This window comes from uncultured Alteromonas sp. (genome assembly GCF_963976965.1).
Classification (GTDB): Bacteria; Pseudomonadota; Gammaproteobacteria; order Enterobacterales; family Alteromonadaceae; genus Alteromonas; species Alteromonas naphthalenivorans.
The window spans coordinates 237,630-254,338 of the sequence record NZ_CAXBMP010000001.1 but is presented as its reverse complement, the minus strand read 5'-3'; the positions used below and the strand labels follow the sequence as shown (position 1 = coordinate 254,338).

Below are 16,709 nucleotides of genomic sequence, written 5' to 3'. Positions count from 1 at the left end.
TGTTCCAATAGTGTGAGTTTTTTATTCTGACGGAATTTCGAAAAAAAAATTGCGGAAAAAATTGATTGGTTTAATGGGAAAAACTGTTCAAAGAAATGAAAAAAGCCGTGAAAATCCACGGCCTTAGTTTCTCATTTAACGCTAACGGTTATTTAGGGCTAACAGTAAGCGTAGGAGACTGACCATTGGGGCCAGATACTTTAAATTCGTATAGCCCCGCTTCAGATACTTCAATAACAAGATTATTGTTGCTAAATGCCAACACTTTTGGTTGATCAGGGGTCACAAGGTTAGATACCGCATCATTTGGGTTACCCAGGTTAACGGTATTCCAATCTTCTGATGCCACTTTGAATTCTGCACTTCCTATGCTGAGCTCAATGTCTACCGTATATTCGCCTTCACCCTGATAGGTAAATAGGTCAGTGGTTCCCCACCCATTCATCCCGCCACGAACGTACACTTCAGTGTCACCAAAATAGGCTTCTTTGTAAACACCTATGGTTGAATTGTTTTCGTCATTCACATCAAAAACAAATACATAGCGGTCAGCTTCTTCAATGGTCAGAAGCAGGTTATCGTTTGTTCTTGCTAAGGCCGTTGTTTGGCCAACGTTCACATTTCTATCTGCATCATCAGCACTTAATGCGCCAAAGTTAACCGTATCCCAATCTTCAGAAGCGACTTTGAATTCATAACTACCTGGTTCTATATCCATTGTCACTTTATAGATACGCCCCCCTTGATACTCAAGTTCGTCGTTAGTGCCCCAATCGTTCAGTGCACCTCGAATATACACTGGCGTTCCAACATAGGGCTCCTCGTTTACAATACTGAGTACTGGAGACTCTGCATCCGAGGCATCAATGGTAAACAGATAAGTAGCGCTTATTGCCGGCGTGAATGCTAAGTTATTGTTGGTCCTAGCCAACACTTTAGGCTCAGTTTCCACAAGCGCAGCATCATCACCTTCTGCAGCACCAAAGTTAACCGTTTCCCAATCCTCTGAAGCAAATTTAAAGCCGTAAGTGGTTGAACCTTCTAGGGTAACGGCCACTTCATATACACCATCACCTTTGTAGATGAATGGGTTATCAGTTGTCCAACCATTCATATCACCGCGAAGGTAAGGCGTAGTATCGCCATAAGGCACAACATCCGGCGCACCAGAAGTTGCGTAGGCCGATAACCCATAACCTTGTACCCCTGATTGCGGCTTCACAAATACAGCAATAGTCAGTGCTGGAACGGTGAAAATACCATTCCCGTCTTCTGCTTCGTTAAACGTTGCCCCTCGAACCGCTTCATCACTTGAGTTCATTTGCAGTGCATGTAATGAAAACCCGGTTGCGGTATTAATACTAATGGATTTCGTTTCGTACCCCGTATTTACTAGCACAACAATGGCATCATTTTGCATATCAAGATCGGCGCGGGCTTCTCCGTCAGTGTCAGCGTCAGAAGCAACACCGTCATCAATGCTCATGGCTATCAAACCTTTTTGCTGGTTTGAACCAATATTATGAAAGCCGATACGGTCGATGATGTCGTCAGCGGTGGTTAAACGAAATAACGGACTTTCCGTACGAATGGCCAGCAACTCGTTAAATGCATCTGACGCAAATATGATGTCGGCCATAGATGCATCACGTTCTGGGCTATAAATAAACTCACCCATTTCTTCCCAACGAACTTCATTGTCTTCAGCTAACGGTAAACCCACGTTCCAGTTATTGGTTTCATAGGTAAAATCAACGAAATTGAACCAATCGCCTGCGTCATAGGTGTTTCTGTCCATAGACTTAGATCGCAGTAAATCACCGCCCATCTGTAAGAATGGAATACCTTGCGACACAAGCGGAATACCGATAGCTACGTTTTGTGCACGTACGCGCTCACTCAACGAAATGTCCATTGGTAATGTATAGTTCAGCTGATCCCATAAGGTTTCATTATCATGTTTAGATACATAATTAATAATGTCGGCTGGGTCTAATGCGTAACCACCTAGGTTACTGGTATTGCTAGCTACGCCTGCCGAGGTTTCAAGCACATAGTCTTGCAGTGTGCCTATCATGCTCATTTTCACTTTGTCTTGGTCGCTTAACAGCGCGTCAGACTCAGGTGAAAAGATATTACCTTGGCGAATAGCTTCACGAATTCTATCGTTGTACGTGCCTATTTGCGTACCGGCCATATTCAGCTGGTTCGCTTGTTCGTAACCTCTGTCGATGCGTGTCCAGCCCTCACCGTAGAAGTAATTATCTTCATCTAATGCTTGCACGCTGTTGCGCAATTGCAACATCGTCTCTTTAGAGGCCTGGCTCATGATGTCAAAACGAAAGGCATCGTATTTGTAATGCTCGGTCCACATAAGTAGTGAATCCAGCATTAATTTTTCCATCATTACGTTACGCGGTTCCGTATCATCACAGCAGGTTTCGCGAACAATATCGCCGGTGTCGATTTCATAGCGATGGAAATAGCCAGGTACAACCTTATCCAGTACAGATTTCGCAAAAACGCCAGAAGCATTGGTATGGTTGTATACCACATCTAACGCAACACGAAGCCCCATTTCATGAAGAGCTTGAATCATTGCCCGCATTTCGACAATTCGTTCTACACCTTCTGCATTTGATGCATAGCTACCTTCTGGTGCGTTGAAATGATGTGGATCGTAACCCCAGTTGAAACCATCAATAGCACGCATGTCACTTGTGAGCTGCTGTGCTTTCGCTGCTTCAGCGAGAGGGTCGTAGCTGTTATATACATCAATAAGTAATGTGGCACTGTTCTCTTCTTCACAAACCACGGCTTCCGCGTTAAGGCGACATAAGTCTGCAACCGTGTCGAATAAACCAATAGTCTTAGTCGGGTCTTCATCAATGGTGGCAATATCGTTCGCGGGCAGCACATGGAAGTAGGTTAAGCCTGCCTCAACCAATTTTTGTAGATGTAAAACAGGCGCCGTGTTTTGCTCGGTAAAGGCTAAGTACTTACCACGATTTGCTTCGCTTGTAGACATATCGCGAATACTGAAATCACGAACATGGCCCTCATAAATAATCGCATCTTCAGGGTTTTCTAACGTAGGAATATTCTGAGTATCCCACCCTTCTGGTTTTAAATCGTCATCTGATAAGTTTACAAAGCGAGAGAAGCGGCCATTGGTGCTAAGGCTTACCGAATAAGGGTCAGTAACTTCAAGTACTTCTACCGCCCCCGTTTGCGGATGAAAAACCGTGACTTCATAGCGATAAAGTTGTCTATCTAACGACATATCGCCTTCAAATTGCCAGATACCTGTATTAGTGTCGTGGGTCATCGTATAGCGACTCGTCAGGGTTTTATTGTCATTGTAAGTTAGTAAATCTACATTTTGCGCTGTGGGGGCCCATACCGATACAGCAATACCCGTGTCAGAATACACGGCACCTAAACTTGCTTCGTTTGCATCTTCATCACCTGCGGTGAAGATAGCATCAATAACCTTTGCGTTTTGTAAGCCTGTTGCTGCTATTAGCACCCCGTCACTGTCATACCCACCCACTACCGCTTGAGTGGTTAAGACAGTCTTAGCATCCTCTAGGCTCCAGTCTCCTTCCCAAGCCTGAAGTGCCGCCAAGTTTTCTGCTTCAGCTGTTTGGTTTTCATCTAACGTGGCAGGCATTAACGTTATTGAGGTGCCGTTGATACCATCTTCCAGTGAACTCTCTAAGTCAGCATTCGCCGAATAGTGAAGCTTCACGGTAGATACGGTATCAGCCACATCCCACAATATCGTATTAGCATCTAACCAATGTGCACTAAAACCTTCTATATCTACAGGCTGTGGCCCAAGAGACATAATGGGGTATTCAAACAACGTGGGCTCCCCTGACAACGTAAAGTTCATACGCACGTACGTTTCGTCATCTTGAACTAGCGAAGCTTGAAAGTCTGAACCGCCCAGCTCTTTACCGGCATCGTCAGTGCCTAAGTGAATGATAAAATTGTGGCAGTTATCAAAATTGTCTTTTAAATCTAATATCCAATACGCACCATAATTAGGGTCGATACCCGTATGTTGACGTCCATTGGCCCAGTCAGTATCTGCATCGGCATAAGCGTCGCATTCATCATTGTTCCATGTATGCAAACGCCAGCCCTCGTACGCGGGGTCGTTTGTGGAATTATCAGCATCAACTGCCGCGCGGTTGTAGTATAAAACTGCTTGATTATCGGCAGGGAAAAATACCGGTAGAGGCAAACTCGGATCGGCGCCAACTACACACGCATCATTAGTTTCATTAGGCACCGTGGGTGCATCACATTGAATAGGCGGTGGTGCTACGCACGCTGTGCCGTCTGCATTAGGTACGTTTGGTACATTACAAGTCAGTAAATTGTTCGAGCCAGACTCAACACCTGAGCCCCCACAACCTACTATAAAGAGCGCCGTTAGGATAAGCGCCGCAATGCGCCAGGCCTTCAGCATTGGCGTTGACATTGGCGCTGATAAGGGTTTTGTTAACATGGATAACTCCAAATTTTTCTTTTTCATAAACGCAGTATTGGCAGCGATAGCCTTTGGTTTCAGTTTCTGGCAGATAGGTAAAATGCTCATAATTGATATGTCATCCCCAAGTAATACTGCGTTCCGAAAAACTGAATGGTGCCGGTTTGTTCAGAAGAGGTGAAATAGCTTTTGGTAGGTTCGTCAGTAACGTTGTTAACTTGAAACAATACGCTCCAATTGTCGTTAATTTCATAGGACGCTTGGTAATCGACAACCAGTTCAGAATCAAAATTTACGGTTTGATCGTTTACAGCTACTTGCTCAGACACAAAGAAATCGCGATAACGCCCAGATAAGCGGGTTTCAAACCCATCGTATTCCCAAAATAGCGTTACCGTGGCCACATTTTCAGATAAGCCAGGCAAGCTATCCGAATACACCGAACTACTCAGCGTACGTTGAATTTCACTTTCCGTGTATGAGTAACTCGCGGTTACCCCTAAACCAGACCAGAAACTTGGCAACATGCTATAAATTTCAGTGTAGGCAATTTCAACACCCCGAATATAGCCACCTTCAGCGTTATTCACCGCCGTGCTATAGCTGCCATTTTCTGTAGGCACGGTAACAAAAATAGGGTTGCCATCAGCATCCCGTGACAACTCAGCCTCTTGCCCTACAAATTCAGGTTCAAGATACACAGGAACCTGAACCGACGCTGGAACCACAATGCCGTTGCCACTAAAGTCATAAGGTTCTATGTTAATTTCTTCAATAAAAGATTCTATGTCTTTGTAAAATGCCGCCAGTATTAACGCCCCTTCGGTATCCTCAAAATAGTATTCCCATGAAATATCGTATTGAGTGGCATAAAAAGGTTCTAGGTAAGGGCTATTTGTTGCGTTACCGTTTACCTTGGCGGTAGGTTGCGACAAGGTCACTTCCCCGGAGTCTCTATCCTGTACAGCGGTTACCGTTTCAACGGTGGTAGAAGCATTTGCCGCAAATCTATTAATAGGCGCACGGCCCATCACTTTTGCTGCGGCTACTCTTAGTTGCGTATTATCTGTCAGCGCAAAATTTAGGTTGATAGACGGCAACACATCATCGTATTCATGAGTAAGCGTTGTGAAGCGATAAAAGTTGTTAATAAGGCCGGCATCGTCGGTAATGTTTTGCGCGCCAGCGGTGGGATCGCTGACTTCAACTGTGACACCGGTTTCTGGATCGGTAATTAACGATGTGGCACGCTGGTAAGTGGTAGAGCTTTGTTTTGTTTTTACGTAACGAACACCCACATTTCCGGTTACAGGCATACCCGCAATCTCAGTATTGAGTCCTGCCATCAAATAAGCAGAGTTTACGGTTTCAAATACCTGCCCACTTTCCTGCATAGTCCAAGAGGTAGATGGCCCTGTACCTGGGCCATTAATCACGCCAGCGGCCCCTGCTCCCCAGGTTTGTACTGGTTGAGGATAGCCACTTGGAAACCATGCATTAAGCGCACTGTTTAAATCTACCGACAAATAGCTTGGGAAATAGCTAAAATCGCCAGCCCAATCAACTTGCTCTACCATATCATCCGTTAAACGCAGCGGTGGCTCACTTGCAGAAAACGCACTGTCGTTTCCGTATTCAAATACCGAACGATCGTTACTGTACTCTCTATCGGAATAGCGATAGCCAAACTCCAATCCAGTCACGATGGGCATATCGACAAAATATTGAAAATCTACCTTATAAGCATCAAGCTCGTCTTTGTTAACAAATGGATAAATGCCGTATTTACTGACCATCACCCTATCGATATCGGAAAATGCATCTGCTTGATTAAAGGCTAAATCAGGAAGGTTGTTGCCATTCAACAAATACGAGATTTGAACGTTCTCATCAAACACTGGGCTGACAGCGTTAGCATCTTCACTGACTAAAGACCACAACAAGCCATTACGGAAATCACTTTTCGCGGTGGAACGAGACACATCAAATTGCACCGATAAGTCAGCACTAATTTCCCAATCTGCGTTAATACCAACGTTTTCAACGCTATCGAAATCTTGGTTGTCGTCGTTAACTAACTCAACTCGAGTAAAGCTACTGTCTGTTCGTGAGAAAGTGCCACCAATCACACTATTGTTTACAATAACAGGGTTCGTGATGCCTGCCGTTATCCCCCCTAGCTTGACTCGATACCCACGGGCAAATTCTTCTGAATCGAACTTAGAGATAAACGCATCGGCTTTTAAGGTGAAATTTTCTAATGGTGCCCACTCTATGGCTGCAACGTAACCGTCGCGAGTTTGCTCGCCACCTTTATGTTGAATCTCAAAGCCTTCAGAAATAAGCTCACATTCTGGGCAGTCGGTGCCAGCTCTGTCGTTATCACCTTCAATACCATCTACATCAACAGCCCCGTTATACGCTAAACCCACAAACTGAGTAGAAACACTGGGTTGGAATAAGCGTGCATAACCTAGGGATAAACCGACGGTGTCGTCCATAAACTTTCCTTGATAGGAAAAGCTCAATCGATGACCAAATTCACTCGCATCCGATATCTCACTGGCTCGGTCGTTATACATGCCACGCATATTGGCACTGAACTTATGCTGCTCCTCCATGACTAACGGGCTTGCTGTCTTGAGTTCTACCGTTCCAGCGATCCCCCCTTCAATGAGTGATGCTTTAGGCGATTTATATACACTCGCTTCGGTGATTAACTCTGAGGGGTACTGGTCGAACTCAATGGCTCTGCTTCCACTGGTAGACACTTGCTCACGTCCATTTAATGTAGAGAACACAAAGTCACCCGCTAAACCACGAATGTTAATCTCGGCCGCTTGGCCCCCTGTACGAACTGCAGATATACCTGGCAATCGGGTAAGCGCATCTGCCATAGATACATCAGGCAAACCGCCCAAATCATCAGCAGAAATTTGTTCTGACACCGTGTCAGAAAAACGCTTTTGGTTGAGTGATTGTATGAGGCTAGTACTAAACCCCCTCACCTCTATGCGTTCGAGCGTTTCCTCGGATATATCGTCGACCGGTATATCTTCACCTGATAATTGGCTACTCGATTGATTGTTACTATTTATGGCAGATTCACTGACTTCATCAATGGTGTCTTCTTGCGTTTGTTGAGCGTATGTTGGCAAAGTAAATGCCAACCCGCTGCTGACCAACGCCACCATGATGGGCTTAAGTTTGAATGTTCTCATTGGTGCCCCGTTCCTTGTTTTTTTATCAACGGTTCGGGAATACCACACCCAAACACGTCACTTATGGTTCTGCCACAAATAGTATCGGGTTGTATAAAAAGAGAGCAACACTATGCATACGTATTCATTTACATTAAATTTACAATGCATTAAATATTAGCAAGGGCTAACTTAAACGGGATAAGTAAGATATTGAAATTAAATAGAGAAAAGCCCCCTCAAGGGTAACTTAAGGGAGGACTTGAGTACTTGACGGCTTAAGAATGTTAAGTGACGAGGCGCGATTTATCGTGATTTACAGCAAGACGCAGTAACTTGCATCACAGCACACAGGCCAATTAGATTAAAAGCTTACAGACGTTTTATTTGCACTATCGATCATTGATTGAATGTATGCGTCATGAGTGGGTAGCGATGCTATTGGTTCACGCTTAATGTTATACAACGACGATAGCATGGCTTGCGTTTTCTCATCTGAAAGGCTATTTGCTAACCCATGATAATCTTCTGGTACTAGCCCTTGTCCATACATAACTTGCAGCCAAGAGCTTTCTAAGAACAGGTCATTTTGCTCACGCACCAAATTGCCATTTTGTTTGAACAGCGCCATTTTGTGAGTCAACGAATCTGGCAAGGTTAAATGGCGCATATCTCGCCAAAAATCACTGTCTTCACGTTCATTTAAACAATAATGTAATACTAGAAAATCTCGTATTTGTTCAAATTCTACTTTTGATTGTGCGTTGTATTCTTCAACCGCACTATCTGAGATACCTTGATGCGGGAAAAGCTTAATTAGCCTCACGATAGCTGATTGAATAAGGTGAATACTGGTAGACTCTAAAGGCTCTAAGAATCCAGAAGATAGCCCTACCGCGACCACATTTTTACACCATTGTTGTCTACGACGGCCAGTAGTAAATTTAATGAGTTTAGGATCGCCCAGTGGTTTGGTGTCAAGGTTAGCCATCAAGGTGTCGTGAGCTTGGCTATCACTAATATAACGTGAACTATAAACGTGACCATTACCATTACGATGTTGTAAAGGAATTCGCCATTGCCAGCCAGCACTGTGCGCGATAGAACGGGTGAAGGGTGCGGTATTTTCATGGCGTTCAGAAGGTACAGCAATGGCGGAGTCACAAGGCAATAAATGAGACCAGTCATCATAGCCTGCCCCCAATGTTTCATTAATTAACAGCCCTCGAAAACCTGTACAGTCAATAAACAAGTCCCCTTCAATGGCATGGCCATTTTCGAGATGTAATGCTTTTACATTCCCACTGTGTTTGTGTCTTGATACGTAGCTGATTTTACCTTCAACACGTTTAACGCCCAGTCCCTCGCTGAGTTTACGTAGGTATTTGGCATACAATGAAGCGTCAAAATGATAAGCAAAAGGGAGCTCTAAAACCGGGTCTTTTGCGTTAATACGTGCAAATTTACCTGCCTCGGCTGCTAAGTAGTTAAGGTCATACTCCCATAAATCGTGTTTCAAACCCTGCTGGCGTGCTTTTAGCCAAAAGTGATGAAAGTGACAAAAGGCCATGCTTTTGCCTGGTGCACCAAACGTATGGTAGTACTGTTGTCCTTGTTGCTTCCAGTTTTCAAAGCGAATTGCCAGCTTAATGGTGGCCTTGGTATCGCGAAGAAAGGTAGCCTCGTCAATCCCCAGCACTTGGTTGACGAGTCTAATGGGCGGAATGGTGGCCTCGCCTACACCTACTGTGCCAATAGCCTCAGATTCGACCAAGGTAATATTCACAGCGTCGCCAATGACTTTTTTGAGCAACGCCGCGGTTAGCCACCCTGCTGTGCCGCCGCCTGCAACAACAACACGTTTTACCGGCGCTTGCTTAGCTTCATGGTGATCTGTTGTCTGTTGATCAGTTGCTTGTTGACTCGCTGGTGTTTTATTTGCTATTGCCATACTCAGCCCTTACTACTTACTTCACCACACTGTAGATGGTTTACTTGTACTTTTACAATAAAAAACCACCTTTTGCTTCCTCGCCTGAATACATCTTCGAGCGCTGAAACAACAAGGTGGCTTGTATCTATTCTACTGTTTGCTTTCGCTTAACCATTAGAAGGTATAGTTAAAGCCTAACAAGTAGTTAGTACCGTATGATTGATATTGCGTAATCTGACGAGAATCCGCCTGAGACGCTTGAATATCATCTTCATCAGTTAGGTTTTGAGCTTGGAAAGTAACACGTAGGCCTTCCAAAGACTCAATACCAGACTCACTAAAGTCGTAACCGATTTGGGCATCAACCAAGGTACCGCCTTGCTTAGTAGCATCTACCAATGCCAAGCTAGTACCACGTTCTTCCGTTAAGTAATCATCACGCTTAGTTGCCGCAACACGGAACTCGAAACCATCGCTTTCGTAAAAGAACGTCATACTGTATGACTCTTCAGACAAGCCTGGAATTCGGGTTTCAGTTTGCGTTGGTGCTGCGTCTACTTCACCTTCCATGAAGGTGGCACTTGCGAACAAGCCAAAGCCTTCAAGTGAGTCATGAAGCAATTCACCTGGTAATGAACCTTGCAGTTCATAACCGCGCACATAACCTTCAAAACCATCTAGTACACTGCCGACTGAACCTAAGAAAGTAGCAGGCGTCTGCCCTTCTGAACCTTGGTGTAAATCAGGAATGTACACATCAGAGAAATCCGTTAGTACGCTCGTATCGCGATGCCAGTTTTTAATATCTTTATAGAAGAATGATGCCGCTACATAACCCGTATCCGAGAAGTAATTCTCATAAGCGATATCTAACTGGTTAGCTTCAAGAGGCTTAAGTTCAGGGTTACCTGAGCTACCGCTCCAAGGACCATTTTCAGGATCGGTACTGGTAATTTGGTTATCATTAAATGCGAAAGACGCCTGCGTATTTGGACGCATATCGTCCATACGTGGTCTTGAAATGACTTTACCCAATGCGAAACGTACAAACTGACCTTCGGCAACTTCTGCTGAAAGGTTAAGTGTTGGAAGTACATCTGTGTAATCAGCGCCGCCAGAAACAGGTACCGCTACTGTCATGCCATCAGCATCGGACGTGGTTGAGAAACCCGTAGATTGCTGGTCAGCATTAACCACTTGTACACCCACGTTACCGCGAATATAGATATCACCTACTTCCATTTCTAAATCAAATTTAGTGTAGAAAGTCAGCAACTCTTCATCAACTGTATAGCTATCACCTAAGCGATCGTTTTGTACCAGCTTGGCATCAGTCGCTGTGTAATAACCACTTTGGAACAGACCAAGTGAATCATACGCTAGAATGCCGTCTATACCGATGAAATCTAGAGGTACTACGCCTAGTACATCTGGAATAGCCGCATCACCAGGATAGCTAGGGGCAGTTAAATATGCACCGTTGTTTTCTTTGGTTTTGCTACGATCTGAGTAGATAACGCCCGCAGACATGCCAGTCACTACGCCCCATTCAACGTACCCTTTTGCATCAAAGCGGTAAGTATCTAGGTCTTCTTCATAGTTTGGTTGGTTAACAAAACCATCTTGTGCGTCTGCGCCAATAATAGGTGCGCCCCATGCTTGTGGACCTGCAAGACGAATTAAGCTTTCATCAGTAAGGTCAACAGGTGCAATGCTTGGGTGATCAGAATATACCGCGCCGGTAGTCGTCATTTCCCAGCTACGAGCAGTAATAGGACGTCCATCAATTCCTGCACGGCCTACGCCTGAATAACTTTCTACATCGATAATGTCTTTTTCAACTTTACCGGTAGAGTAGTCGAACTCTAAGGTCCAGTTATCATTTAAGATGTATTCTGCGTTCACGCCTACCGTCGTTAAATCAGCTTCTTGAGTACGAGCATCATTACGAATAACTGAATAGAAGCCATCGTAGTAACCTGATGTTACTAAACCGTTTTCAACACCAGTAATGGTATATTCGCCAGTTCCCCATTCAGCACCACCTTCTTCAAGACCCCGACGAACGTCATCTTCTACGAAGTCGATATAAAGCGCATCTACTTGAACATTTAGTTTATCAGTAGGCGCCCATTCAACTACAGCGGCGATAGAATCACGCTCTAACATTGCTGAACGTGCAAAAGAGTCGTGACCACCTAAAATAGTAGTTCCTTCTGCCACATCTACACCGGCTGCTGCATTATCAGCATTCGCGCCTGCATAGCCCCAACCACGGAAATGTTGTTCTTGACGTGGTGACTCCATGCTAGCAACAGTCAGTGCAAGACCGATAGTATCGTCAGCAAATTGGTCAACGTAGTTTACTGAAATACGATGTCCGTTGTTGTCAAAATCTGGGTTAGGAGAATCTTCAGCATTCTTTTCATACGAGCCATTAATAGCGAATGTACTTTTTGCTGCAAGCGGACTAATGGTTTGAAGGTCAATTGAACCACCAATATTTTGGGTGGTCATGCCAGCTTCTGCTGTTTTATAAACAACGATACTAGAAATGATCTCAGTTGGGTAAAGGTCGAATTCAACGCCGCGGTTGTCGCCCATACCTAATAATTCACGGCCGTTAAGTGATGTACCTACGTAGTTTTCGTTGAAACCACGTACTGAAATACCACTTGTACGTCCGTTTCTACGCTCACCAGCTAAGCCAGGCAAACGTGAAATAGATTCTGCAATACTTGTGTCTGGTAATTTACCGATGTCTTCTGCGGATAACGCTTCAACAATGGAGGTGCTATCCATTTTAATCGCTTGAGCGCGTTGCAAGCTGCCACGTATACCGCTAACTTGAATAACTTCAACATTAGCTTCATCAGCTGCTTCTGAATTTGTTTCTTGTGCAAATGTAGGCGAACAACCAAAAGCTACGCCACCAGTGATCAGCGCAACCTTGATGAGATTTGGTTTAAATTGTTTCATAAAACAGGTGTCCCATTCAGTTATATTTGTTGTCTTTTTGTTATTTTTATGACAATCGAATGACAATGTATCCAGTCGCTGACAATCCTATAGAGCACACGGGCTTTGCACAATTGCTTGCATACGTATTCATAGAAAATATTCAACACCCCATTAACATTAACCGTTATGAAATTATTGAAATTTAACAACAAAATTACGTAAATTCGCCACCAAACTTGTTTTATGTTGTAATTTTGTTACGTCATAAAGGTATTTTTTGAAGGGTTATGCGAGGGCGCAAACAGTGAGGACGAAAGTTTAAAAAGCAGAATTTTTCTGCTTAGACTTTTTTATAAAACACCAATAGAAAGACACAAAAAAGCCCGCTAATTAGCGGGCTTCACTTAAACACTTACGTGCACTTTGCCAACTACCAACCCGTAGTTTCGCGAAGTGCCTTGCCGATTTCAGCAAGAGAGCGAACTGTTTTAACGCCCGCGTCTTCTAGTGCTTTAAATTTCTCATCAGCTGTACCTTTACCGCCAGCAATGATTGCACCAGCGTGACCCATACGCTTACCTTCAGGTGCAGTAACACCCGCAATGTAAGAAACAACAGGCTTAGTGACGTTAGCTTTGATGAATTCAGCAGCTTCTTCTTCTGCTGTACCACCAATTTCACCAATCATAACGATAGCTTCTGTTTGAGGATCGTCTTGGAACAACTGTAGGATGTCGATGAAGTTAGAACCAGGAATTGGGTCTCCACCGATACCAACACAGCTAGACTGGCCGAAACCTTCGTCAGTAGTTTGCTTAACGGCTTCGTACGTAAGTGTACCAGAGCGAGAAACAATACCTACTTTACCAGGCTTATGGATGTGACCAGGCATGATACCAATCTTACACTCTCCAGGAGTAATAACACCTGGGCAGTTAGGACCAATCATGCGAACGCCTTTAGCATTTACGTATTCTTTAACGTAAAGCATATCTAGCGTAGGAATACCTTCAGTAATACAAACGATAAGCTCGATACCAGCATCAGCAGCTTCAACGATTGAATCTTTACAGAATGCAGCAGGTACATAGATAACAGTCGCAGTTGCGCCTGTTGCTTCTACCGCTTCACGTACTGTATTGAATACTGGAAGACCTAGGTGCTCAGTGCCGCCTTTGCCTGGTGTAACACCACCAACCATTTGCGTACCGTAAGCAATAGCTTGCTCAGAGTGGAAAGTACCTTGACCACCAGTGAAACCTTGACAGATTACTTTGGTATCTTTGTTAATTAATACAGACATTATTTGCCCTCCGCAGCAGCAACAACTTTCTCTGCTGCATCAGTTAGCGACTCAGCAGCAATGATATCAAGACCTGAGTTCGCTAGAACTTCACGGCCAAGCTCTGCGTTTGTACCTTCAAGACGTACAACAACAGGAACACTAACGCCAACTTCTTTAACGGCGCCAATGATACCTTCAGCAATCATGTCACAACGAACGATACCGCCGAAGATGTTAACTAAAACAGCTTTAACGTTGTCGTCAGATAAGATGATTTTGAATGCTTCTGCAACACGTTCTTTAGTCGCGCCGCCACCAACATCAAGGAAGTTAGCTGGCTTGCCACCGTGTAGGTTTACGATGTCCATTGTACCCATTGCTAGGCCGGCACCGTTAACCATACAACCTACGTTACCGTCTAGCGCAACATAGTTAAGTTCGAACTCAGCAGCATGCGCTTCACGTGCATCTTCTTGAGTAGGATCTTGCATAGCTTTAACTTTAGGCTGGCGATATAACGCGTTGCCGTCGATTGCTAGCTTAGCGTCAAGACAGTGAAGGTCACCATCTTCTTTAATGACAAGCGGGTTAATTTCAATCAATGCAACATCAAGATCTTCAAACATCTTAGCTAGGCCAAGGAAAATCTTAGTGAATTGTTTGATTTGAACGCCAGAAAGACCAAGTTTAAACGCCATTTCGCGTGCTTGGTAAGGCTGAGCACCAACAATTGGGTCGATTTCAGCTTTAAGAATTTTCTCTGGTGTTTCTTCAGCAACAGTTTCAATCTCAACGCCACCTTCAGTAGAAGCCATAAACACAACACGACGGGTTGTGCGGTCAACTACTGCACCAAGGTACAATTCGTTAGCGATATCTGTGCAAGTTTCAACAAGGATTTTGCTCACAGGCTGACCATTTTCGTCAGTCTGGAAAGTCACCAAATTTTTGCCAAGCCAGTTTTCTGCGAAAGCTTTAATTGCGTCAGTATCTTTTACTAACTTAACGCCACCTGCTTTACCGCGACCACCTGCGTGGACCTGACATTTTACTACCCACTCACTACCGCCAATGCGGTTAGCGGCCTCTACAGCACTTTCAGGAGTGTCTGCTGCGTATCCTTCAGAAACAGGTAGACCGTATTCTTTGAATAGCTGCTTACCTTGGTATTCATGCAAATTCATGGTGTTTCTATCCGATTTTTAGTAAGACAAAAGCCGCTTTCGCGACTTGATTAATTAGACTGATATTATAGGGCGAATATCAGCGTTGTGGCAGTAACGCGACTTATATAAATAAGCAGCGCTGCTGCACACAATAACAAGAGAGGAAAGCCTTACACGTCTAATAGAAGGCGTGTTGGATCTTCAAGCATCTCTTTAATTGTTACCAAGAAGCCTACTGACTCTTTACCATCAACAATACGATGGTCATAAGACAGGGCTAGGTACATCATTGGCAGAATTTCCACCTTACCGTTAACAGCCATTGGACGATCTTGGATTTTATGCATACCCAAAATAGCGCTCTGTGGCGGGTTAATGATAGGCGTAGACATCAATGAACCAAACACACCACCGTTAGTGATAGTAAAGTTACCGCCTTGAAGGTCTGCCATCGACAATTTGCCATCACGGCCTTTAATTGCCAATTCTTTAATTCCTTTCTCAACACCAGCCATACCTAGTGTATCCGTATCTTTTAAGATAGGCGTAACTAGACCGCGAGGTGTTGATACCGCGATAGAGATATCGAAGTAGTTGTGATAAACAATGTCATCACCGTCAATCGATGCATTAACATCTGGGAAACGTTTAAGTGCTTCAGTTACCGCTTTCACGTAGAAAGACATGAAACCTAAACGAATACCGTGACGTTTCTCAAAGCTCTCTTGATACTGCTTACGAAGTTCCATAATTGGCTTCATGTTAACTTCGTTAAACGTAGTTAGCATAGCAGTAGAGTTTTTAGCTTCAAGTAAACGAGTTGCAATCGTTTTACGAAGACGTGTCATAGGAACACGTTTTTCTGTGCGATTACCAGTAGGTAAATCAGCTGCAGCAGATGGCGCTGAAGCCGCTGGTGCACTGCCACCTTTAAGGTGTTTTTCTACGTCTTCTTTAGTGATACGGCCATTTTTACCCGTACCTTTAACTTTTGCTGCGTCTACGCCTTTTTCTGCCAATAAACGGCGTACTGAAGGACTAAGTGCATCACTGCTGTCATCTGAATCATCAGATGCAGCTTCAGACGACTCAGATGCTGCTGCACCTGACGTTGCGCCTTCAACAAATTTAGCAATCACTTCTTCAGCTGTCACTGTTGCGCCTTCTTCGGCAACAATTTCTGATAGTGAGCCATCAGCAGGCGCTACCACTTCTAGAACAACTTTATCAGTTTCAATATCAACCAAGTTTTGGTCACGGCTTACCACTTCGCCTACTGCAACATGCCATGTGGCGATGGTTGCATCAGCTACCGACTCTGGTAATACAGGTACTTTAACTTCTGACGTTTTACCGCTAGCTGCAGGTGCTGCTTCCTTTTTAGATTCAGCTTTAGCTTCAGATTTAGCTGGCGCAGCGCCACCCTCTTCTAATTTAGCAATAACTTGCTCGCCTAGTACCGTTGCACCCTCTTCATTAAGAAGCTCACCGATAGTTCCGTCGGCTGGTGCTACAACTTCCAGCACAACTTTATCAGTTTCAATGTCAACCAGGTTCTGGTCACGCTTTACCGCGTCGCCGGCCTTTACGTGCCAAGTTGCAATGGTGGCATCGGCAACTGACTCTGGTAGGACCGGAACTTTTATCTCAATTGTCATCATTG

Annotated in this window: 8 protein-coding genes; 1 reads left to right on the top strand and 7 read right to left on the bottom strand. The window is 44.3% G+C overall.

Annotated elements, in window-relative coordinates; translation table 11 throughout:
- Positions 1–148 precede the first annotated feature (148 nt).
- The 4 genes from AAC006_RS01105 to AAC006_RS01090 all read right to left on the bottom strand — a co-directional run bounded on the left by AAC006_RS01105 (position 149) and on the right by AAC006_RS01090 (position 12,613).
- The gene (locus tag AAC006_RS01105; RefSeq protein ID WP_244360225.1) at positions 149–4,519 is read right to left on the bottom strand and encodes an alpha-1,6-glucosidase domain-containing protein; all 4,371 of its coding nucleotides are present in this window, start codon (positions 4,517–4,519) and stop codon (positions 149–151) included.
- Positions 4,520–4,605: 86 nt separating this feature from the next.
- Positions 4,606–7,722 (bottom strand): TonB-dependent receptor, encoded by a 3,117-nt coding sequence (locus AAC006_RS01100; RefSeq protein WP_126872329.1) that lies wholly within the window; start codon positions 7,720–7,722, stop codon positions 4,606–4,608.
- A gap of 343 nt (positions 7,723–8,065) precedes the next feature.
- Entirely contained in the window at positions 8,066–9,652 is a 1,587-nt protein-coding gene (locus tag AAC006_RS01095; protein WP_126872330.1) for a tryptophan halogenase family protein, read from the bottom strand.
- Positions 9,653–9,808: 156 nt separating this feature from the next.
- Complete coding sequence (locus AAC006_RS01090) at positions 9,809–12,613, bottom strand: TonB-dependent receptor (protein ID WP_208804797.1); 2,805 nt, start codon at positions 12,611–12,613, stop codon at positions 9,809–9,811.
- 59 nt (positions 12,614–12,672) lie between these two features.
- Between AAC006_RS01090 and AAC006_RS01085 the strand changes: the two genes are divergently transcribed.
- The gene (locus AAC006_RS01085) at positions 12,673–12,801 is read left to right on the top strand and encodes a hypothetical protein (protein WP_257720343.1); all 129 of its coding nucleotides are present in this window, start codon (positions 12,673–12,675) and stop codon (positions 12,799–12,801) included.
- Between the two features lie 224 nt (positions 12,802–13,025).
- Here the strand turns inward: AAC006_RS01085 and sucD are convergent, their stop codons facing one another.
- From sucD to odhB, 3 genes are all read right to left on the bottom strand, one after another.
- The gene (gene sucD / locus AAC006_RS01080; RefSeq protein WP_013783986.1) at positions 13,026–13,898 is read right to left on the bottom strand and encodes a succinate--CoA ligase subunit alpha; all 873 of its coding nucleotides are present in this window, start codon (positions 13,896–13,898) and stop codon (positions 13,026–13,028) included.
- Positions 13,898–15,064, bottom strand: coding sequence for an ADP-forming succinate--CoA ligase subunit beta (sucC, locus tag AAC006_RS01075; RefSeq protein WP_057791629.1), 1,167 nt, complete (start codon positions 15,062–15,064; stop codon positions 13,898–13,900). The genes sucD and sucC overlap by 1 nt, the downstream gene beginning before the upstream one ends.
- 152 nt (positions 15,065–15,216) lie before the next feature.
- The gene (gene odhB / locus AAC006_RS01070) at positions 15,217–16,704 is read right to left on the bottom strand and encodes a 2-oxoglutarate dehydrogenase complex dihydrolipoyllysine-residue succinyltransferase (RefSeq protein ID WP_013783984.1); all 1,488 of its coding nucleotides are present in this window, start codon (positions 16,702–16,704) and stop codon (positions 15,217–15,219) included.
- Between the last annotated feature and the right edge of the window lie 5 nt (positions 16,705–16,709).